The following is an 18,957-nucleotide window of genomic DNA, read 5'->3' as shown; positions in this document are numbered from 1 at the left end:
GACAATGAAGGACGTATTCGCCCGCCTCGCCTCCGACTTCCTGTCGGCCGTCATCTTCCTGGTGATCTACCTGATCACCGACAACGTCATCCTCGCGACATCGGTGGCGATAGCAGGTGCGGTCGCGCAGGTGATCTATGCCCGCGTCAAGGGGCGCGCGCTCGGCTACATGACCTATGCCAGCCTCGCGCTCGTCATCGTGCTCGGGACGGTGACGCTGCTCACCAACGATCCCCGGTTCATGCTGGCCAAGCCTGCGGTCGCGCATTTCGCGATCGGCGCGATCATGCTCAAGCGCGGCTGGATGCTGCGTTACATGCCGCCGATCGTGGCCGAGACGGCACCTGAATATGTCACCGCTGCGGGCTATGCCTGGGCCGCGCTGATGTTCGCCCTCGGCGCCGGCACGATCATCATCGCCTCGACCGGCGATCTGAAACTGTGGGCATTCTATATTTCGGTGATCGCAGGCGGCGCCAAGGTTTTGGCCTTCGCCGTGCAGTACGTGGTGTTTCGGCTCGTCGTCACCAGCCGCCGCCGCGCCGCCGCCCGCGCTTGATTGCCGCTCACGTCGGGTTAGGCGCGCGCACCGAGTTGCGCTATAGGCTCAGGCTTGGACTGGCTGCGGATCGTCGCAGCCCGCCGGGACATGTTCGGGAGACGCGAATGGCCGTGGACGGCAACTGGAATCTGACCATGACGACGCCGATGGGCGAGCGCCAGGCGACGCTGAGCCTGAAGGAAACGGGCGGCACGCTCACGGGCACGCAGGGTGCGGACGGCAATACCGCCGAGATTTTTGACGGCACCGTCAACGGCAACAGCGTGTCCTGGAAGGTCTCGATCACCAATCCGATGCCGCTGACGCTCGAATTCACCGGCACGGTGTCCGGCAACAACATCAACGGCGAGATGGGTATCGGGCCGATGGGCAGCTTCCCGTTCACCGGCGCGCGGGCTTAAGCGCTCCGCCTCAGCGTCATTCCGGGATGCGTGCAAAGCACGCAGACCCGGAATCCATTTCTCCGCAGAGACTGGGGCCCGATGGATTCCGGGTTCGCGCCAAGCGGCGCGCCCCGGAATGACCGGCGTCGGAGCGGACCTCAGCCCAGATTCAACTCCTTGAAGAAGTCGTTGCCCTTGTCGTCGATGATGATGAACGCCGGGAAGTCGACGACTTCGATGCGCCAGATCGCTTCCATGCCGAGCTCGGGATATTCGAGCACCTCGACCTTCTTGATGCAGTGCTCGGCGAGGTTCGCCGCCGCGCCGCCGATCGAGCCGAGATAGAAGCCGCCATATTTCTTGCAGGCCTCGCGCACGGCCGGGGCACGGTTGCCCTTGGCGACCATCACCATCGAGCCGCCGGCGGCCTGGAACTGATCGACGAAAGAATCCATGCGGCCAGCAGTGGTCGGACCGAACGCGCCGGAGGCATAGCCCTCGGGCGTCTTGGCGGGACCGGCGTAGTAGACCGGGTGGTTCTTGAAGTAGTCGGGCAACGGCTCGCCCTTCTCCAGCCGCTCGCGCAGCTTGGCGTGCGCGCTGTCGCGCGCGACGATCATGGTGCCGGTCATCGAAACGCGCGTCTTGGTCGGATATTTCGAGAACGTCGCCAGGATGTCCTTCATCGGCTGGTTGAGGTCGATCTTGACGACCTCGCCGCCGAGCGACTGCTCGACCTGCGGCAGATATTGCGCCGGGTTGTGCTCGAGCTCTTCCAGATAGACGCCGTCCTTGGTGATCTTGCCGAGCACCTGGCGGTCGGCCGAGCAGGACACGCCGAGCCCGATGGGGAGCGATGCGCCATGACGCGGCATGCGGATCACGCGGACGTCGTGGCAGAAATACTTGCCGCCGAACTGCGCGCCCACTCCCAGGCTTTGCGTCATCTTGTGGATTTCCTTCTCCATCTCGACGTCGCGGAAGGCGTTGCCGTCGGGCGAGCCGTGGGTCGGCAGCGCATCGAGATAGCGCGCCGAGGCCAGCTTCACCGTCTTCATGCAGAGCTCGGCCGAGGTGCCGCCGATCACGATCGCAAGGTGATAGGGCGGGCACGCCGCGGTGCCGAGCGTGAGGATCTTTTCCTTCAGGAAGGCGAGCAGCCGGTCCTTGGTCAGGACGGAAGGCGTCGCCTGGAACAGAAAACTCTTGTTGGCGGAGCCGCCACCTTTGGCCATGAACATGAACTTGTAGGCGTCGTCGCCCTCGGCATAGATCTCGCACTGCGCCGGCATGTTGTTGGCGGTGTTCTTCTCCTCGTACATCGACAGCGGCGCGACCTGCGAGTAGCGTAGATTGCGGCGCAGGTAAGCGTCTCGCGCACCTTCCGACAGCGCCGCCTCGTCCTCGCCATCGGTGATGACGTTGCAGCCCTTCTTGCCCATGATGATCGCGGTGCCGGTGTCCTGACACATCGGCAGCACGCCGCCGGCGGCGATGTTGGCGTTCTTCAGAAAGTCCAGCGCAACGAACTTGTCGTTCGGGCTGGCCTCGCCGTCCTCCAGGATCGCGCGGAGCTGCTTCAGATGGCCGGGGCGCAGATAGTGGTTGATGTCGCCGAAAGCCGCTTCCGACAGCGCCCGCAGCGCCTCGCGCGATACCACCAGCATGTTCTTGCCAAGGACCTTCTCGACCCTGACACCCTCGGACGAAATCTTCTTGTAGGGCGCCTCGTCCTTGCCCAGCGGGAATAACGGCGTGTGCTTGTAGGGCGGAACGGGTTTTGCGGGGTCGGGGAAGGCGGTGGGAGCGTTCATGGGGCGAATCCGGGGTTTTGGAGCCCTTGCGGGCCTCTAAGCATAGAAGCGTTCTAAGCTTTTTTGCCGCAAAGGGAAGGCGTTCCGGCGCGGCCGGCATCCCGATTCGGTGCCATATTTGGTGCCTTGGCGACCATTCTTGCTGCCAGCCTTCAATGGCTGGAGTTGTGCCCGGTCGAACCTGGTTGCACCCCTTGCGCTTCGCGTGCGGCGACGGTTGAATGCGCGGCCTAAGGGGCTTTTCATCATGACATTGAGAATGGACTTTCGCGGCGCGATTGCTGTCGCCGCCGCAATCATCGGCCTTGTGACCCTCGCCGCGCCGGCGCGTGCAGACCAGTGCGACGACATCGCCAAGCAACTCGCCGGCGGCATCGACGGGCTGAAGGTCAACTTCAAGGCCGCCAACATCATCTACCTCACCCACCCCGCGGCGAAGGAGCTGTCGCTCGGCTGCCGCGCCCAGGGACAGGCCTATTCCAACGAGCTCTACGCCAAGGGCGATCGCAAGCCGACGCCGCAGTTCTATGATCTGGTCGCCTCCGCAGCCGCGATCATCTTCACGGTGACCAAGGACGACACCACGACCGGTGCGACGCGCTGCCTGAAGCGCATGGGCCTGCTCCGCGGTGACAAGATCACGATGCGCTACAAGCGCCTCAACATGGAATGCACGCGGACCAAGACGGAAGCGGCGATCGCGATCACGCGGCCAAAGGACGAATAGGCCGCGAGCGCGAAAACCCTCCCGCACCGCGCCAGATCCCTCGCATTTTAACGATTGGCTTGACGGACCTTTCGTCCCTCATGGGGCAGGCTCATCAGGTTCAATCTGTGAGGATTTGTGGATGAGCGTTTCAAGCGTTGCGCCGCCGCCTGTCACGATCGTGGTCCCGAGCTACGACACGACCAAGCAGCCGGACGACCAGACCAAGACCAAGGACAACGACCCGACCTATCAGCCGACGCCGCCTGCGCCGCTGCCGCCGGGTCAGGGCACGCGGATCGATCAGCTCGCCTGATCGGACTTTTCTGCGATGGAGCGCCCGGTCCTGTCGACCGGGCCTTTCGCGTGTCCGGCCGCAACTTTGCCTGAGAGCGGGGCCATAATCGTGCGAGACTGGTCGCGGAAATCGCGCATGATCGCACGCCTGTTGCTGCAGAACACGATCTTCGTCATCGCGATGGGCGCGTTGTTGTTCGGCTCCGCGGGCACGCTGCATTGGCCGCCGGCCTGGATGTTCCTCGTCACCTCCGCCGTGCTCGGCCCGCTCTGCGGCTGGTGGCTCTACCGGATCGATCCGGGACTGCTGGCGGAGCGGCTCCGTCCCGTGATCCAGAAGGAGCAGCCGGGCGCCGACAAGGGCTTCATCATCGCCTTCATGGTGGCGATCCTGGCTTGGCTGATTGCCATCGGTCTCGACCGGCGCTCTGCTGCCTCCAACGTGCCGCTGGCATTGCAGGCCGTTGGCTTCGTGCTGTACCTCGCCTGCACACTATTCACGATGTGGGTGTTCCGCGAGAACTCGTTCGCCGCCCCCGTGGTGAAGCTGCAGGCCGAGCGCGCCCAGCATGTGATCTCGACCGGACCCTACGCCCATGTCCGCCATCCCATGTACAGCGGCATGATCATGTTCTTCGTAGGTCTGCCGCTGACCCTCGGCTCGTGGTGGGGCCTTGCGATCGCGCCAATCTTCGTCCTGCTGCTCGCGGTACGCATCCGCATCGAGGAGCGCACGCTGATGGCGGGGCTATCAGGTTATGCAGACTATGCGGCGCGGGTGCGCTATCGCCTGCTGCCGGGCGTGTGGTGATTCAGGCGTCCAGCTCGCGATAGCATCGAAAGATGCCCTGCTCGTTGAAGGCAATGCGGCGCTCGCTTGCGAGATAGGCCTTGATGTTCGGCCGCAACGCGACGCGGTCGTGCAGGCTAATCAGGTCAGGGATCTTCTTCTCGAACGCTGTCATGCGCTTGGGAAAGGCGTAGCGCAGTCCGGCGACGATCTGGAACAGCGAAAGATCGACGTAAGTGAGACGACGACCGGTCACATACGCGCCGCCATTGGCGGCGAGCAGCCCTTCGAAATAACCGAGATATTTCGGCACGCGCTCCTCCCAGAAATCGGCGGAGCGCTTCTTCGCCGGCGGCTTCTGGTCTTCGTAGTACATCGAAGGCCCGAGCGGATGATGGGTGTCGTGGATTTCGACCACGAGGTCGGTGATCGTCAATTGAAGCTGATGCACCCACAATTTGCCCGCTTCGGTCTTCGGCGCGAGCCCGTGTCGCGCGCCGAGATAGAGCAGGATGTTGGCGGTCTGGCCGATGACGCGCTTGCCCGCTTTCAGGAACGGCGGCGCAAAGGGCGGCGTGCCCTTGTGGACCTCCATCATCTTCATCATGGCGCCTGAGCCGCGTGGGCCGCGTGCGACGTCGACGTAAGCCGCACCCGCCTCCTCCAGCGCGAGCCGCACATATTCACCGCGGCCCTGGATCTCGGGCCAGTAGTAGAGCTCGTATTTCATGGGAGGGGTCCGTGAGCGTGGGAGCGACGAACCCAATGTAGCATGCGCTCGAAGGTTCCGTCAGGACGAGACGGAGCCGCCTTGCCAACACTCCATCTCACCGCCCGCCCGAAGCCGTGTCGATTAATTGCTTCCCGAGATCGTGGCGCCGGGCGAGCATGCCAACGCAGGCCGACCCTCGAGCGATCGGCCAGGGGAGGACGCGGGAGTCTGAGGCGGAACCGTTCAGGGCGGTCTCCGCGATCACATCAGGGCTGCCGCCGCGCGCGGCGCGAGGGGAGATCGTCATGCACTGGAACACCGTCCGTCCACTCGTGGCCATTGTCGGTTATGCCTCGCTCTGCTTCCTGGCCATCGGTCCGGACCGCGCCTCGGCCGCGGAACTGCTCAAGGCCCGGCTGGCGCAAAATCTCGGACCGATCTCCGGCCTTACGATCGTCGCAAAATCGAAAGGGATGTTCGAAAAGCACGGGCTGGACATCACGGTCTCGAACTTCACGTCCGGCAAACAGTGCCTGGACACCGTGATCGGCGGCGGTGCCGACATCGCGACGACGGCGGAGGCGCCAGTCACCGCTTCGGCGATGGCAAACCAACCCATCGCCTTCGTCGCCGGCATGGAATATTCCGACCTCAAGACGGTTGTCGCGGCCAAGGCCGGCGTCAAGACCAAGGCAGATCTTCGTGGCAAGCGAATCGGATTCACCGCTGGCACCGGTAGCGAGGTTTACACCGCGACCTTGCTGAAGTCGGCGGGACTGACGCCCAAGGATGTCACCCTCGTCAACCTGCGGCCGCAGGAGATGCTGCCGGCGCTTGCATCCGGAAGCATCGACGCGTTCGACACCTGGGAGCCCCACATCTCCAACGCGAAGAAGGCCTTGGGCGAAGCGGTCGCCGAGCTCGATACGAAGGGCACCTACTCCGAGACGTTCAACATCGTCGTCACGAAGTCCTATCTGGATGCCAACCCCGCGCTGGTCGAGGCGTTCATCGCCGCGCTGATCGACGCCGAGGCCTGGGTGACGGACCACCGGGATGACGCGATCACGGTCGTGGCGGACGCCGTCGGCATGAAGCGGGACGAACTCGCCCCCATCTGGACAGACTATGTCTACCGCGTGCGTCTCGACGACCGGCTGATCGAGATTCTCAAGACCCACTCCGCATGGCGTCTCGAGAGCGGCAACCATCCTCCGGGAGCGGCAATGCCCGACTTCAGCAAGGTCGTTGTCAGCGAGCCGCTGAAGAAGATCGCCCCCGAACGTGTCACCCTGTCGTGGAAATAGGCACCCGCACCGCCATGCAGGACCGCACGTCAGCACCACAAGAGATCGCTCTGCGCGTTGACGGTCGCAAGCGGCGGCCGGATTCAGCCCGTCTTCGCCGCCTCAATATTCTGGTCGGGGTGCTGTCGCTGCCCCTGTTCGTCGGCCTCTGGGAACTGGCATCCCGCTCCGGGGCCGTCAACATGGTGCTGTTTCCGCCGCCGACGGTGGTTGCTGCGGCCGTTCTCGAGTGGATACGAAGCGGACAATTCCTCGGCGATCTGCTGGCCAGCCTGTTTCGTGTCACAACGGGGTTCATCGTCGGCGGCGCGCTCGGCATCCTGCTCGGCATCCTCACCGGCCAATTCCCTGTCATTTCAAGCCTGCTGTCACCACTATTCCATATCCTGCGGCCGATCCCGCCGATTGCTTTCGTGCCGATCGTCATTCTCTGGTTCGGCCTGTCGGAAGCGGGAAAACTGTTCCTCGTCGTATGGGGCGTATTCTTCACGGTTTGGCTGTCGACCCATATCGGGGTGCAGAAGGTCGACCGCGGCCTGATCCGGGCGGCGTTGATGCTCGGCACGCCGCGGCGGCAGATGCTCCAGGAGATCGTGCTGCTGGGCGCGCTGCCCTACATCGTGGTCGGATTGCGTACCGCCGTCAGCATCTCCTTTTACACGCTTGTTGCGGCCGAACTTGCAGGCACTTTCGCCGGCATTGTCTACAGGATCGAGATCGCGCAGCAGAATATGCAAACGGGCCAGGTCATGGGCGGGCTCGCCGCGCTCGGGTTGATATCGTTCATCGCCGACCGGCTGTTTGCCGCTCTTGCCGAACGTACTGTCTGGTGGCGTTGATGTCTGGATCTCGATCGATCGTGAAATTGGCCCTGGCGAGCTCGCCGACCTCCGTGGATTCGGCGCGGAAGCAACCGGCCATTCAAGTCTCAAACCTGAGCATCGTGTTTGAAAGCAGGCGCGGGCAGACCATCGCGGTGGATCGCGTTTCCTTCGATGTCGCGCCTGGCGAGTTCGTCTGCATCGTCGGGCCCTCCGGCTGCGGCAAGTCGACGGTGCTCAATACGATCGCCGGACTGGAAGTGCCGTTTGAAGGCGACATCCTGGTGGAGGGCTCGCCTGTCCACGGCCCACGGCCCGATGTCGGCATGGTGTTCCAGCAGCCGCATCTTTTCCCCTGGAAGTCCGTCCGCAGGAACATCGCTCACGGCCCCAGGATGCATGGGAAGTCCAAGACGGACGCGAACGCCGTTGCCGACGATCTGATCGCGATGATCGGCCTCAAACGTTTCGCCGACGCCTATCCGAACACCCTGTCTGGCGGCATGCAACAGCGCGTGGCGATCGCGCGGGCGCTCGCCAATCAGCCCCGCGTGCTGCTGATGGACGAGCCCTTCGGAGCTCTCGACGCGCAGACCCGGGCGGTGATGCAGGACAATCTGCTGGAGCTGCGCGACCGGATCAACACGACAATCGTGTTCGTCACGCATGACATCGATGAAGCCATCGTGCTGGCCGACCGCGTTCTCATCATGAGCGCGGGACCCGGCCGCATCCTGCGCGAAGTCGCGGTCAAGCTGCCGCGCCCGCGGTCGAGCTCCATCATGGTCGAGCCACCCTATCTGTCCCTCAAGAAGGATTGTCTCGACGTCATCCGCGCCGAAGGGTTACGGGCGTTCAATCAGTCGGACGCGAGCTGATCGCCTCAATCTCGCAAATCGAGAGAGAGATCGCAGCGCGCTGGCATGGTTCTTGAATCATCGATGCCGGGTCTCACAGCGGAGCCGGCGATGCACAGGGCGAACAGCGCAATAGCGGCAGGTGTGATGCTGGCCGAGTCGGACGACCTCGTCAGGCCGTTGCCTGGCCTGCTCGACGGCCTGAACCGGGCCGATCTCAATCGCTTGCGTGCGATCGGACGCGAGAAAGCGCTGGAAGCCGGCCAACTGGTTTGGTCTCAGGGCGACGCACAGGCCGGGATCTACCTGATCAGCGAGGGACGCATCCGCAGCTATTATGCGGCGCCGTCGGGGCGCGAAGTCACCCTCGCCTATTGGTTTCCCGGCAACTTCGTCGGCGGCCCCGACATATTCGGAACGGGCCCGCACATGTGGACATCGGTTGCAGCCGAACGCAGCCAGCTGACGTTCATGCCCGGACCAGCCTTGCGGCGGCTTGCGCTGGAATCGCCGGCGATCGCCGTCGCCTTGCTGGATGCCCTGGCGTTCAAGGCGCGATGTTATTCGGCGATGGCTCAGATGCTCGGAACGCGCTCGGTGACAGAACGGCTGCATAGCCTGCTGATCTTCCTGTCGCACGTCTACGGCGTGAGGCGCGACAACGAGATCATCGTCGGCATGCCCTTTACCCACGGCGATCTTGCCAATCTCATCGGGTCGACCCGCCAATGGGTCACCGTGCAACTCGCGCGGCTCCAGGAGGAAGGCGTGATCCGGTACGACAGATCCGTGATCTCGATCCTGGATCTTTCGATGCTCGGGCAGGAGATGGAATAGTCTGAGCCTTTCAGACGCCGGGCTTCAATTCGATTGCCGCTAGTCTGCATCGGCCTCGAACCGCCGCGCCAGTTCGATTAGCGCGCGATCGTGCCAGGCCGGCGCCAGCAGAGTCACGCCCATCGGCATTCCGTTCGGCAACGTCGCGTTTGGGATCGCCACGCCGCAGAGATCGAGCAGATTGGCAAAGTACGAGTAGTAGCCGAGGCGATTGTTCAGGGTGATCGGATCGCGAAACATCTCCTCCAGCGTAAACGGCCGCGGTGCGGTCGGGACCACCAACGCATCGATGTCAGCAAAGATCGCCTCGGCGTCGCGACGAAGCCGGTGCAGCCGGTGAATGGCGCCAAACGTGTCGGTCGCCGAATAGCCAGCGGCTGAGCCCAGAACGGTCCTGGTGACATCAAGCAGGGAGCCGGACTCGATGTCCAGGAGCGAAGCGATGGCCGAGTGCCGCTCCGCCACCCAGGGTCCGCTGAACATCAACTCTCCGGCTTGGCGAAACGGGGCAAAGTCCACCTCAATTGCCGTTCCGCCGATGTCAGTGAAACGCTCGCAGGCGCGCTCGTAGAGATCGCCGCATTCCGGCATGCCGAAGCATTCGAGATCGGCTGACGCGATGCGGCCGAAGCGGAACGACGCCGCCGCTCCGTCGGCGAAAGAAAACGCTCTGGGCTGGCGGCTATAGGGATCTTCGAAGTCGAAGCCTTCAATGATATCGAGGATCGCCTCGCCATCGCTGACGGTCTTGCAGAACACCGACACACAATCGATCGTCGGGCAATTCGGCACCAGCCCACGTGACGACACCAGCCCAACGGTCGGCTTGATTCCGACGATGTTGTTGAAGCCGGCAGGTATGCGGCCGGACCCGCCGGTGTCGGTGCCGAGCGCGAACGCCACGTGCCCTGCCGCCACGGCGACTGCAGATCCTGAACTCGAGCCGCCCGAAACATAGCGCGCATCGGCAACCGACGCGCAAGGGCCATAGGGCGAGCGCGCGCCGGACAGGCCTGTGGCGAACTGATCGAGATTGGTCTTGCCGAGGCAAATTGCGCCCGCCGCGGTGAGACGTTCGACGCTGTGCGCGGAATGCCAGGGCGTGTAGCTGAACGCCGGGCATGCGGCGGTGGTCGGCATTCCCTCGACGTCAATATTGTCCTTCACACCAAAGGGAACGCCGAGCAGCGGAAGATTTTCGCCGGTCCGTGCGCGGGCCACGAGCTTGCGACAGATTTCCAGCGCCTCCTCCCGCGGGCGGACATAGATCCAGCAATTGCGGTCGCGCTCGGCCTCGATCCGGTCATACGCGGCTTCGATCGCCTTAAGCGGCTGGGACGAATCCCTCGCGGTGGTGTCGTGACTTATTCTGCAGCGCGCGACAGACTGGCTCACCGAATATCTCCTTCTTCAGCCGGGTGGCGCGAAATTGCGGGAGCTCGGTGCGGGCAACAAGCAATTAAGTGCTTCCCGCAAAACGGTCGGCCGTATCAGGATCTGAGCGGCTCAAAGAAAAAAGGCGCCGTGCCTGAGCACGACGCCCTCGCTTGTTGTTTTGCGTGCGATCAGTTGGTCTGCTGGATCGCCGACAATTCCCAGGGGCTGCCCTGGCGACGGGCGAAGGTCCAGACTTCGGTGACCTCGCCTGGCTGCTCGCTGCCGGCAACGATCGCGCCGGTGTTGCGGTCGACTGTCTTGTCGGTGAGCGCGAAGCGCATCGCCACCGTCGCGTAATCAGTCTCGCCTTCACGCCAGGCTTCCGCGAGATCACCCTGCAGCAGCTTGACGTTCGTCACCTTGTTGACCGCATTACGCGCGCGGTTCTGGGCAAGGTCCTGCTCGAAATAGGAGACCATTTCCGGCGTCGCGAGCGTGTGCAGTTTTGCGACGTCCTCGTTCGACCAAGCCGACTGGATGTCGCCGAGCAAGCGCTCGAACGCCTCGTAGTCGACAGGTTTGATCTCGAGCGGCGCGTTGTTGGCGCCGAAGCCGAAGCCGCCACCCAGGCCCGAGCCGAGACCACCGCCAAGGCCGCTGCGGTAGTTCGTCTGCGGTCCCGAAGGTGCATCAGCGCCGGCATAAGCCGCCTGCGGCGAATTGCGGCGCTGCCACCAGGACATTGCCAGCCGCACCACGAACACGACGAGCACGATCTGGATGATCAGGCCCAGGATCGACGACAGGCCGCCGAGACCACCAAACAGGCCGCCACCGAACAGCATGCCGAGCAGGCCCGCACCGAGGAAGCCGGCGGCAAGACCGCCCAGGAAGCCACCACCGCGATTGAAAAAGCCGCCGCGCGAAGGCGCAGCATTGTTCATGCCGGCGCCAGGCTGGCTGTAGGTGCGGTTGAATTGCGAGGCCGAGCCCGGCGCAGTCGTGGTCGACGGCGGGGCCGAGAAGGTCCGCGAACCGCGCGAACCCGACGAGAAGCCGCCGCCGACGCGGGCGTCAGCAGACGAGATCGCAAGCGCCGTCGGCAGCGCGAGCGCCAGGACGACGGCAATCGTCTTCACGAGACTGCGGGACCATTGCGAGAAATTCATGTTCGTTTCCCAAATCCCCGGCATGGGGACGTGCCAGTAAGATGGGCAGCCTTCACCAAAATGGAAGCCGGTTTCGGAACCCGCGACTGCGGCCCTCAGTCGCGGGGATATGGCAAAAACCCATATTTGCCGGGGGGTTGGCTGGATTACCGACGAGAATTGCGGTCGCAGGTTACCGGCAAATCTCGATTCACGATGAACGACGCTTGTCGTTGTCATTGAGCCCAACCGTCGTCCTGGCGAAAGCCAGGACGACACCGGTGGATGAGGCCAGCCACCCCCGACTCACCCCTGTTTCGTCATCGTCTCCTTCACCGCCGCCACGAGTTGGCTGAGCGTGAACGGCTTTGGCAGGAAGTCGAACTGCTGGCCCTCGGGCAAGCTCTTCTCGAAGGCGTCTTCGGCGTAGCCGGAGACGAAGATGAAGCGGATATCGGGGTTCTTCTCCCGCATCGCCTTGAGCAGCGTCGGACCGTCCATTTCAGGCATCACCACGTCGGAAACGACGAGATCGATCGCGCCGCTCTGCTCGTCCAGCACTTCCATCGCCTCGACGCCGTTCTCGGCCTCAACGACGGTATAACCGCGCGAACGCAGGCCCCGGGCGTTCAGCGCACGCAGGCCTTCTTCGTCCTCGACCAGCAGGATGGTGCCCTGCCCGGTGAGATCGGTGCGAGGCTTGGCCTCCACCGCGGCGGGCACAGCGTCCTTGGCGGCGCCGTTCGTCGCGGCGGCCACGGCCGCAGGCTGCTCGACCTGCACCTCCGGCTCGGCATGGTGACGCGGCAGGAAGATGTGGAATGAGGTACCTTGTCCTCGCTCGGAATCAACGTAGATGAAGCCGCCGGTCTGCTTGACGATGCCGTAGACGGTCGAAAGGCCAAGGCCTGTGCCCTTGCCGACTTCCTTGGTCGAGAAGAACGGCTCGAAGATCTTGTCCCTGATATCGGCGGGAATGCCGGTGCCGGTGTCGGCGACCTCGATCCGCACATAATCCGCCGCCGGCATGCCCTTGTAGGCGAGCTTGCCCGCCTCGTCGGTCGCAACATTGGCGGTGCGGATGATCAGCTTGCCACCGTCGGGCATGGCGTCGCGCGCATTCACCGCGAGATTGACGATGACCTGCTCGAACTGGGAGACGTCGACCTTGACCGGCCAGAGGTCGCGGCCGTGGATCAGGTCGAGCTTGACCTTCTCGCCGATCAGCCGGCGCAGCAGCATGGTGAGATCGGAAAGCGCATCGCCGAGATCGAGCACCTGCGGCCGCAGCGTCTGCCGCCGCGAGAAGGCCAGCAGCTGCCGCACCAGCGTCGCGGCACGCGTGGCGTTCTGCTTGATCTGCATGATGTCTTGGAACGACGGATCAGTCGGCTTGTGCGCGTTCAGCAGGAAGTCGTTCGCCATCATGATGGCGGACAGCACGTTGTTGAAGTCGTGAGCGATGCCGCCGGCGAGCTGGCCGACCGTTTCCATCTTCTGCGACTGGTTGATCTGGTTCTCCAGCGCGCGCCGCTCGGTGGTCTCGAGCATGTGCACGATGGCGGCTTCCGCATCGTTCTCGGCCGCATCGACCGGCGTGACGAAGAACTGGCCCCAGCGCTCCTTGGTGCCTTCCAGCGCGACTTCAACCGGCGCGATGTCGGCCTGGTTTTCCGCGGCTTGATTGATGGCTGCGATCAGTAAATGGCGATCGCGCGCGTTCACCGCGCGGAAGATCGACTTGGAGGCGCTGTCAAGCCCGAGGCCCTGCGCGAGCTTGGCGTAGCGCGCATTCGCCCGCACCACGTTGCCGCCGCGATCGACGGTGGCGATCGCCATCGGCGTGTGGTCGAAGAAGCGCATGAAGCGCACTTCCGCCGCGCGATCGGGATCGCTGCGCTCGTCGCGGGCGCGGCTGATGACCAGCGTGCGCGACGGCCCCGGCGCGCCGTCGGCGCCGAATGCGAGCTTGTGATAGAGCCGGACAGGCATGGTCTTGCCGGTGCGCATGCGCAGGTCGATGTCGAAGACCTCGGTCTTCACCTCGCCCGGCACCGCCACGATCGAAGAGAGCAGCGAAGCGCCATCGCCCGAGACGATGTCGGCGAGCTTCAAACCGCCCGAGCCGATCTCGGCGAGGTCGTAGTCGAGCCAGTTCGCCAGCGTCGCGTTGACATAAGCGAGCTCACCGACGGGATTGACCGAGAAGAAGCCGCACGGCGCGTGGTCGAGATATTCGATGGCGTGCTGGAGCTCCTGGAATACGTCTTCCTGGCGCTCGCGGTCGCGGGTGATGTCGGCAATCGACCACACCGCATATTTGGCCTCGCGCTTGCCGGTGCCGAGCGGACGAACGCGCATGCGCAGCCATCGCCCGTGGCTGCCGTCCTTGCCGGAAATGCGCACCTCTTCCTGCTGCCGCTTGCCCTCGCGCGCGGCTTTCAGCAGGCGGAACACGGCTTCCGAAACGTCCGGGTTGCCGATGAAGACGCGTTCCACGGGGCGCACGTCCTGCGGGCCGGCGGCGCCGGTCAGGGTCAGATAGGCCGCATTGGAATAGACCACATGGCCACGCGAATCGGTCACCGCGAGACCGTCGAAGGCGTGATCGGCGATGCGGCCCATAACGGGATCATCGAGATTGCGATCGACGAAGCGGATGATGCCGGCGGCGAATGCGAACAGATTGAACAGGCCGATCATCGCCAGCACGGCGAGGATGCCGAGGATATAGGGCTGCGCCTGCGCGCGGCCGAGCGTCATCAGCCCGATGGCGACCGCGACAAGGCCGGTGGCCACCAGCAGCACCAGCGCAATGCTGCCCGAGCGCGGCGACGGCTCATGCGCCGCAACGGGCTCGCGTGACAGGTCGTGGTCGGTCTCGGCTGTCATTTCACGCAGGTTTGGCCTGTCGGCAGAGAATCAACGCGCCATGAGGCACGTGGGGTCCTCCCTGCCTGAATCGGACCCGCAGACGCAAGGGCGACAGGGGCGAAAGGTACGCTGATTCCCAGTTTACGGCCATTTCCGGTACTTTTCGGGGGTTTTATTGCCGCGCAGCACTGAAACCGCGCTTCAGCCGGATGACGTAGCCGATGACTTCGGCGACCGCATGGTAGTGCTCGACCGGGATTTCCTTGTCGATTTCGGCGGACGCGTAGAGCGCGCGGGCCAGCGGCACGTTCTCGACGATCGGGATGTCGTGCTCGCGCGCGATCTCCCGGATCTTGAAAGCCAGGTTGTCGACACCCTTGGCGACGCAGATCGGCGCCGACATGCCGCGTTCGTAGGACAGCGCCACCGAATAGTGGGTCGGGTTGGTGATGATCACCGACGCCTTGGGAACCGCCGCCATCATGCGCTTCTTGGAGCGCTGCTGCCGCAACTGCCGGAGCTTTCCCTTGATATGTGGGTCGCCTTCCGACTGCTTGAACTCTTCCTTGATCTCCTGCAGCGACATCTTCTGCCGCTGGAACCAGCTGCGATACTGGAAGAAATAATCCCCGATGGCGATGATCGCGAGGGCTGCGACCACGGCGCCGAGCAGATGGACGGTCATGCCGGTAGAAGCGCCCAACATGGCCATCGGATCGAGCTTGACCATCCCCTCCATGCGGTGCCGCTCCGGCCACAGGATCGTGGTCATGACCACACCGAGCACGACGAGCTTGCCGATGCCCTTGAGGAAATTCACCCCTGCCTGCTTGCCGAAGATGCGCTTGAAGCCGGCGGCCGGTGAGAGCTTGCTGAATTTGGGGGTGAGCGATTCGGTCGACCACACCAGCCGGTGCTGGAGCATGTTGCCCGCAATGGCCGCGATCACCAGCATCAAGAGCGGCACGCCGACCGCAGCCAGCACCGCCGCTTCGATCTGCCGCATCAGCACGAGCAGATTGCCGGGATCGGTTTTGATCATCCAGGAATTGGCGAGCAGATTGCGCATCGGCGTCAGCAGTCCGCTGCCCACGGAGCCGGAGAAGGTCGAGACCACCAGCGTGCCACCCGCGATCATGAACCAGGTGTTGATCTCCTGGCTCTTGGCGACGTCGCCGCGTTCGAGCGCCTGGTCGAGGCGCTTTTGTGTCGGATCTTCTGTTTGACTCTCTGGATCGTTGTCTTCCGCCACGTAGCGCCCGCTTTCCGAAGTTCGTCACCTTCGCGGCCCCTGTGCACGAACTTCGGAAAGCACAAGGGCGCTACAAGACTCTAAATTTTGCTAGTGCCGCTGATCGATTTGAAGTTCCTGGCTGGACTCGCGGCTCGCGCTGCAGGAACTTCAAATCGGCGGCACTAGCCTCCCTCTTATCTGAGCGGCAACATCTGGTGCATGACGCCGATGAAGTAGTCGAGATAGGTGCCCATCATCGCCGTGAGCACCACGGCCAGCACCATGAAGCCCGCGAAGATCGACAGCGGCACGCCGACGAAATAGACCTGCATCTGCGGCATCAGGCGCGCCAGCACTCCGAGGCCGATGTTGAAGACGAGGCCGAACACCAGGAACGGCCCCGACAGCTGCAGGCCGAGCAGGAATGCGGCGGAGAAGGCGCGCGTCGCCAGCGCGGCAACGTCGCCGCTCGAGACGGTCTCGCCCGGGGCAAAGATCGCATAGCTGTCGTTCAGCGCAGCGATCACCAGGTGATGGCTGTCGGTGGCGAACAGCAGCGTCACGCCCAGCATGGTCAGGAAGTTGCCGACGAGGACGCCTTGCTGCCCCTGGGTCGGATCGACCGAGGTGACGAAGCCGAGTCCCATCTGCTGCGCGATGACGGCGCCTGCGACCTGCAGGGCCGCGAGCGTCACGCGCGCGGTGGCACCGAGCACGATGCCGATCACGATCTCGTGCAGCATCAGCACCAGCATCGGCGCGAGCGAGCCCATATCGACGTGATAGGCGTTGCGATGCAGTGGCAGGATGATCAGCGTGAGCAGAAGCGCAATCGACAGCTTCACCCGCGTCGGGATGTTGGTCTCGCCGAGCCCCGGCAGCAGCATCACCATCGCGCCGACCCGGGCGAAGGCGAGCATGAAAGCCGCCGCAAGTGCCGGCAGCAGCGAGACGTCGATGCGCATGGTCCGCGCATTGTGCCTCAGCCGCCGATGATTCGCGACGAGATCCGCAGCATGTGGGAATGGAGGGCGTCGGCCATGAACGGCAGCGCCAGCAGCATTGTGGCAAAGATGGCGAGGATCTTCGGCACATAGACCAGCGTCTGCTCCTGGATCTGCGTCAGCGCCTGGAACAGCGACACGATCACACCGACCACGAGCCCGACCACCATCAGTGGCGAGGACACGATCACGATGGTCCAGATCGCATCGCGGGCGACGTCGAGGGTCTCGGGTCCGGTCATTTTAGAATTCCTTTGTTCATTTCCCGCCTCCCCACCGCCATTCCGGGCGATGCGAAGACCTATCCCCTCGTCATTGCGAGCGAAGCGAAGCAATCCAGGCTGGTGCCTGCGGAAAAATTCTGGATTGCTTCGCTTCGCTCGCAATGACGAAGGAGACAAACTCAGATCGGCATCTTCATGATGTCTTCATACGCCGCGATCACGCGGTCGCGGACGGACACCAGCGTCGACACCGCGACATCGGTATCAGCGACTGCCGTCACCACGTCCATGACGTTGGCCTTGCCGTTGGCCATCGCCACGGTCTGCGCGTCCGACTTGCGGCCGGACTCCATGACGCTGCCGACGGCGTCTTTCAGAAGCGACGCAAAGGACTGTCCGTTCGGCTCGCTGCCCTTGCCCGCGCCGGTGTTTTCCAGCACGCGCGCAAGATTTGCGTAGGCATTGGCCGCGATTGTCGGTGTTGCCATGGCTTAATTCCTGTTCAGGCCTTGAGGATGTCGAGCGTGCGCTGGATCATCCGGCGCGTTGCACTGATGATGTTGACGTTGGCCTCGTAGGACCGCTGCGCATCGCGCATGTCGGTCATCTCGACCACCGAATTCACGTTGGGATATTTGACGTTGCCGCTGGCGTCCGCCGCCGGATTGCTCGGCTCGTATTTGACGCGAAAGTCGGACTGATCGGGCTTTACCCTGCCGAGCGTGACGACCTGCGCGTCGAGCGTGCGGTCGAGCGCGGAGGAGAATGTCGGCACCTTGCGCCGATAGGGATCGCCCCCTGCAGTCGCCGAGGTCGAGTCCGCATTCGCGATGTTCTCGGAGATTACCCGCATACGCCCGGCCTGGGCCCGCAGGCCCGAGGTCGCGATCGCCATTGAGCGGGCAAAGTCGCTGCTGTCATTCGCCATCATTCGGCTCCGTTAGCTCTAGCCTTTACCGATCGCGGTCTTCAGAAGATGCAGGCTCTTCGAGTAGAGCGAGGTCACGGCCGCGTAATCCATCTGGTTGTTGGCGGACTTCATCATCTCCTCTTCCAGATTGACGGCATTGCCCGCGGGGCGGGTCTCGAAACCCGCATTCTTGTTCTGGTCGAAGCTGGAGGCCGCGCCCGATGGCGTCATGTGGGAGGCGCTGGTGACGGTCATGGCCAAGGTCCCCATCGAGCCAGTGGTGGCTCCGGTCTTGTCGAACTTCGGCTCGACCAGGTCGCGTGGCCGGAAATTGGGGGTGTCGGAATTGGAGACGTTCTCGGACAGGACGCGCTGGCGTTCCTGGTGCCACTGCATCTTGGTGCGAAGCGCCGACAGCACCGGAAGATCGTTGATGGACATCGTTGCGGCTCCTTCCGCCTCGTCCGGACCTTGGGTCCGAAGCTAGGCAGAATTTGCCGCGTGTATGGTTAACAGGTGGTTAAGACGCGGCGAATGCGTGTTTCCGATTGAGACATGCAATCCTCCCCCGTGATTCGCCGCATTCCAAAAGCCGTATTAACCCAACCGCTTGGCGGCGCATGCACAGGCCAAGAAGTCGTTTTGGATCGGGCGATTCATAGGTTATTAAGAGTTGGGGACGGCAAAACTTGCCGCGGGACGTTAAGACATCGCAGTTTTGGGGCATCGCACGCCTGTGGTCGGCATCGATCATAGGCACGACAGAAGCGCCATTTACCGGGGACAGGTATGAACGGTAGCCCTATCACCTTCATCGTCGCGTTCATCGTCGTTCTGGCGTTGATCGGCGTCGCGGCGTGGCTGGTCCGCCGATTCGCGACCACCCGGCTCGGTGCCAACACCCAGCGCGGCAGGATGCCCCGACTCGCCGTGATCGACGCGGCCGCGGTCGATGGCCGCCGTCGCCTGGTACTGGTCCGCCGTGACAATGTCGAACATCTCCTGATGATCGGCGGCCCGACCGACATCGTCGTCGAACCGAATATCGTGCGCGCCGCCGCTGGCCGCGACCAGATTCCGCAGCGTCCCAGCGCCGCCGA

Annotated in this window: 21 protein-coding genes; 10 read left to right on the top strand and 11 right to left on the bottom strand. The window is 63.6% G+C overall.

Features of this window, described 5'->3' with window-relative positions:
- The first annotated feature begins 4 nt into the window (after positions 1-4).
- Together Q0687_RS28265 and Q0687_RS28260 are read left to right on the top strand one after the other, a co-directional pair.
- Positions 5-559, top strand: coding sequence for a septation protein IspZ (locus Q0687_RS28265; RefSeq protein WP_298884461.1), 555 nt, complete (start codon positions 5-7; stop codon positions 557-559).
- A 107-nt stretch (positions 560-666) separates the two neighbouring features.
- Entirely contained in the window at positions 667-963 is a 297-nt protein-coding gene (locus Q0687_RS28260; protein WP_298884458.1) for a hypothetical protein, read from the top strand.
- 140 nt (positions 964-1,103) lie between these two features.
- Here Q0687_RS28260 and Q0687_RS28255 read toward each other — a convergent pair whose 3' ends face one another.
- Complete coding sequence (locus Q0687_RS28255) at positions 1,104-2,759, bottom strand: fumarate hydratase (RefSeq protein ID WP_298884456.1); 1,656 nt, start codon at positions 2,757-2,759, stop codon at positions 1,104-1,106.
- A gap of 247 nt (positions 2,760-3,006) precedes the next feature.
- Here Q0687_RS28255 and Q0687_RS28250 point away from each other — a divergent pair, with 247 nt between their 5' ends.
- The 3 genes from Q0687_RS28250 (at position 3,007) to Q0687_RS28240 (ending at position 4,573) form a co-directional block, all read left to right on the top strand.
- A complete protein-coding gene (locus Q0687_RS28250; RefSeq protein WP_298884453.1) occupies positions 3,007-3,486 on the top strand; it encodes a hypothetical protein in 480 nt (159 codons plus the stop codon).
- 121 nt (positions 3,487-3,607) lie between these two features.
- On the top strand, positions 3,608-3,781 hold the full coding sequence (locus Q0687_RS28245; RefSeq protein ID WP_237865641.1) for a hypothetical protein: 174 nt from the start codon (positions 3,608-3,610) through the stop codon (positions 3,779-3,781).
- 117 nt (positions 3,782-3,898) lie between these two features.
- Entirely contained in the window at positions 3,899-4,573 is a 675-nt protein-coding gene (locus tag Q0687_RS28240; protein ID WP_298884450.1) for an isoprenylcysteine carboxylmethyltransferase family protein, read from the top strand.
- Position 4,574: 1 nt separating this feature from the next.
- Here the strand turns inward: Q0687_RS28240 and Q0687_RS28235 are convergent, their stop codons facing one another.
- Entirely contained in the window at positions 4,575-5,282 is a 708-nt protein-coding gene (locus Q0687_RS28235) for a glutathione S-transferase (protein WP_298884447.1), read from the bottom strand.
- A gap of 287 nt (positions 5,283-5,569) precedes the next feature.
- On the opposite strand from Q0687_RS28235, the gene Q0687_RS28230 reads away from it, so the two are divergent.
- The 4 genes from Q0687_RS28230 (at position 5,570) to Q0687_RS28215 (ending at position 9,086) form a co-directional block, all read left to right on the top strand.
- Positions 5,570-6,571, top strand: coding sequence for an NrtA/SsuA/CpmA family ABC transporter substrate-binding protein (locus Q0687_RS28230; RefSeq protein WP_298884443.1), 1,002 nt, complete (start codon positions 5,570-5,572; stop codon positions 6,569-6,571).
- A complete protein-coding gene (locus Q0687_RS28225; protein ID WP_298884441.1) occupies positions 6,562-7,410 on the top strand; it encodes an ABC transporter permease in 849 nt (282 codons plus the stop codon). The genes Q0687_RS28230 and Q0687_RS28225 overlap by 10 nt, the downstream gene beginning before the upstream one ends.
- A gap of 20 nt (positions 7,411-7,430) precedes the next feature.
- Complete coding sequence (locus tag Q0687_RS28220) at positions 7,431-8,270, top strand: ABC transporter ATP-binding protein (RefSeq protein ID WP_298884439.1); 840 nt, start codon at positions 7,431-7,433, stop codon at positions 8,268-8,270.
- Positions 8,271-8,360: 90 nt separating this feature from the next.
- Complete coding sequence (locus Q0687_RS28215) at positions 8,361-9,086, top strand: Crp/Fnr family transcriptional regulator (RefSeq protein WP_298884438.1); 726 nt, start codon at positions 8,361-8,363, stop codon at positions 9,084-9,086.
- A gap of 39 nt (positions 9,087-9,125) precedes the next feature.
- On the opposite strand, the gene atzF is transcribed toward Q0687_RS28215, so the two are convergent.
- The 9 genes from atzF to flgB all read right to left on the bottom strand — a co-directional run bounded on the left by atzF (position 9,126) and on the right by flgB (position 18,298).
- Complete coding sequence (gene atzF, locus Q0687_RS28210; RefSeq protein WP_298884436.1) at positions 9,126-10,481, bottom strand: allophanate hydrolase; 1,356 nt, start codon at positions 10,479-10,481, stop codon at positions 9,126-9,128.
- Between the two features lie 170 nt (positions 10,482-10,651).
- Positions 10,652-11,656, bottom strand: coding sequence for a Tim44 domain-containing protein (locus tag Q0687_RS28205; RefSeq protein WP_298884434.1), 1,005 nt, complete (start codon positions 11,654-11,656; stop codon positions 10,652-10,654).
- Positions 11,657-11,917: 261 nt separating this feature from the next.
- Positions 11,918-14,503 carry a cell cycle histidine kinase CckA gene (gene cckA / locus Q0687_RS28200; RefSeq protein WP_298884432.1) on the bottom strand — a complete coding sequence of 862 codons (2,586 nt, stop codon included), beginning with the start codon at positions 14,501-14,503 and terminating at the stop codon, positions 11,918-11,920.
- Positions 14,504-14,657: 154 nt separating this feature from the next.
- A complete protein-coding gene (gene flhB / locus Q0687_RS28195; RefSeq protein WP_298884429.1) occupies positions 14,658-15,737 on the bottom strand; it encodes a flagellar biosynthesis protein FlhB in 1,080 nt (359 codons plus the stop codon).
- Between the two features lie 176 nt (positions 15,738-15,913).
- Entirely contained in the window at positions 15,914-16,684 is a 771-nt protein-coding gene (fliR, locus tag Q0687_RS28190) for a flagellar biosynthetic protein FliR (RefSeq protein ID WP_298884426.1), read from the bottom strand.
- A 17-nt stretch (positions 16,685-16,701) separates the two neighbouring features.
- Positions 16,702-16,965, bottom strand: coding sequence for a flagellar biosynthesis protein FliQ (gene fliQ, locus Q0687_RS28185; protein WP_027534765.1), 264 nt, complete (start codon positions 16,963-16,965; stop codon positions 16,702-16,704).
- 161 nt (positions 16,966-17,126) lie between these two features.
- Positions 17,127-17,435, bottom strand: a complete 309-nt coding sequence (gene fliE, locus Q0687_RS28180) for a flagellar hook-basal body complex protein FliE (protein ID WP_298884418.1) — start codon at positions 17,433-17,435, stop codon at positions 17,127-17,129.
- Between the two features lie 14 nt (positions 17,436-17,449).
- A complete protein-coding gene (flgC, locus tag Q0687_RS28175) occupies positions 17,450-17,875 on the bottom strand; it encodes a flagellar basal body rod protein FlgC (protein ID WP_298884416.1) in 426 nt (141 codons plus the stop codon).
- Positions 17,876-17,893: 18 nt separating this feature from the next.
- On the bottom strand, positions 17,894-18,298 hold the full coding sequence (gene flgB, locus Q0687_RS28170) for a flagellar basal body rod protein FlgB (RefSeq protein WP_237865615.1): 405 nt from the start codon (positions 18,296-18,298) through the stop codon (positions 17,894-17,896).
- A gap of 348 nt (positions 18,299-18,646) precedes the next feature.
- On the opposite strand from flgB, the gene Q0687_RS28165 reads away from it, so the two are divergent.
- Positions 18,647-18,957 (top strand): flagellar biosynthetic protein FliO (locus Q0687_RS28165; protein ID WP_298884411.1); only part of this gene is annotated, 311 nt, incomplete at its 3' end.

The organism is uncultured Bradyrhizobium sp., from assembly GCF_936928535.1.
Lineage (GTDB): Bacteria > Pseudomonadota > Alphaproteobacteria > Rhizobiales > Xanthobacteraceae > Bradyrhizobium.
Note: the sequence above shows the minus strand (reverse complement) of the source record. Positions and strands in the feature narration are given on the sequence as shown.

Bases quoted from the DNA above. Each gene is read 5' to 3' on its own strand.
- Q0687_RS28265 (WP_298884461.1), top strand. From the start codon at position 5: ATGAAGGACGTATTCGCCCGCCTCGCCTCCGACTTCCTGTCGGCCGTC.
- Q0687_RS28260 (WP_298884458.1), top strand. From the start codon at position 667: ATGGCCGTGGACGGCAACTGGAATCTGACCATGACGACGCCGATGGGC.
- Q0687_RS28255 (WP_298884456.1), bottom strand. From the start codon at position 2,759: ATGAACGCTCCCACCGCCTTCCCCGACCCCGCAAAACCCGTTCCGCCC.
- Q0687_RS28250 (WP_298884453.1), top strand. From the start codon at position 3,007: ATGACATTGAGAATGGACTTTCGCGGCGCGATTGCTGTCGCCGCCGCA.
- Q0687_RS28245 (WP_237865641.1), top strand. From the start codon at position 3,608: ATGAGCGTTTCAAGCGTTGCGCCGCCGCCTGTCACGATCGTGGTCCCG.
- Q0687_RS28240 (WP_298884450.1), top strand. From the start codon at position 3,899: ATGATCGCACGCCTGTTGCTGCAGAACACGATCTTCGTCATCGCGATG.
- Q0687_RS28235 (WP_298884447.1), bottom strand. From the start codon at position 5,282: ATGAAATACGAGCTCTACTACTGGCCCGAGATCCAGGGCCGCGGTGAA.
- Q0687_RS28230 (WP_298884443.1), top strand. From the start codon at position 5,570: ATGCACTGGAACACCGTCCGTCCACTCGTGGCCATTGTCGGTTATGCC.
- Q0687_RS28215 (WP_298884438.1), top strand. From the start codon at position 8,361: ATGCACAGGGCGAACAGCGCAATAGCGGCAGGTGTGATGCTGGCCGAG.
- Q0687_RS28205 (WP_298884434.1), bottom strand. From the start codon at position 11,656: ATGCCGGGGATTTGGGAAACGAACATGAATTTCTCGCAATGGTCCCGC.
- cckA (WP_298884432.1), bottom strand. From the start codon at position 14,503: ATGACAGCCGAGACCGACCACGACCTGTCACGCGAGCCCGTTGCGGCG.
- fliR (WP_298884426.1), bottom strand. From the start codon at position 16,684: ATGCGCATCGACGTCTCGCTGCTGCCGGCACTTGCGGCGGCTTTCATG.
- fliQ (WP_027534765.1), bottom strand. From the start codon at position 16,965: ATGACCGGACCCGAGACCCTCGACGTCGCCCGCGATGCGATCTGGACC.
- fliE (WP_298884418.1), bottom strand. From the start codon at position 17,435: ATGGCAACACCGACAATCGCGGCCAATGCCTACGCAAATCTTGCGCGC.
- flgC (WP_298884416.1), bottom strand. From the start codon at position 17,875: ATGGCGAATGACAGCAGCGACTTTGCCCGCTCAATGGCGATCGCGACC.
- flgB (WP_237865615.1), bottom strand. From the start codon at position 18,298: ATGTCCATCAACGATCTTCCGGTGCTGTCGGCGCTTCGCACCAAGATG.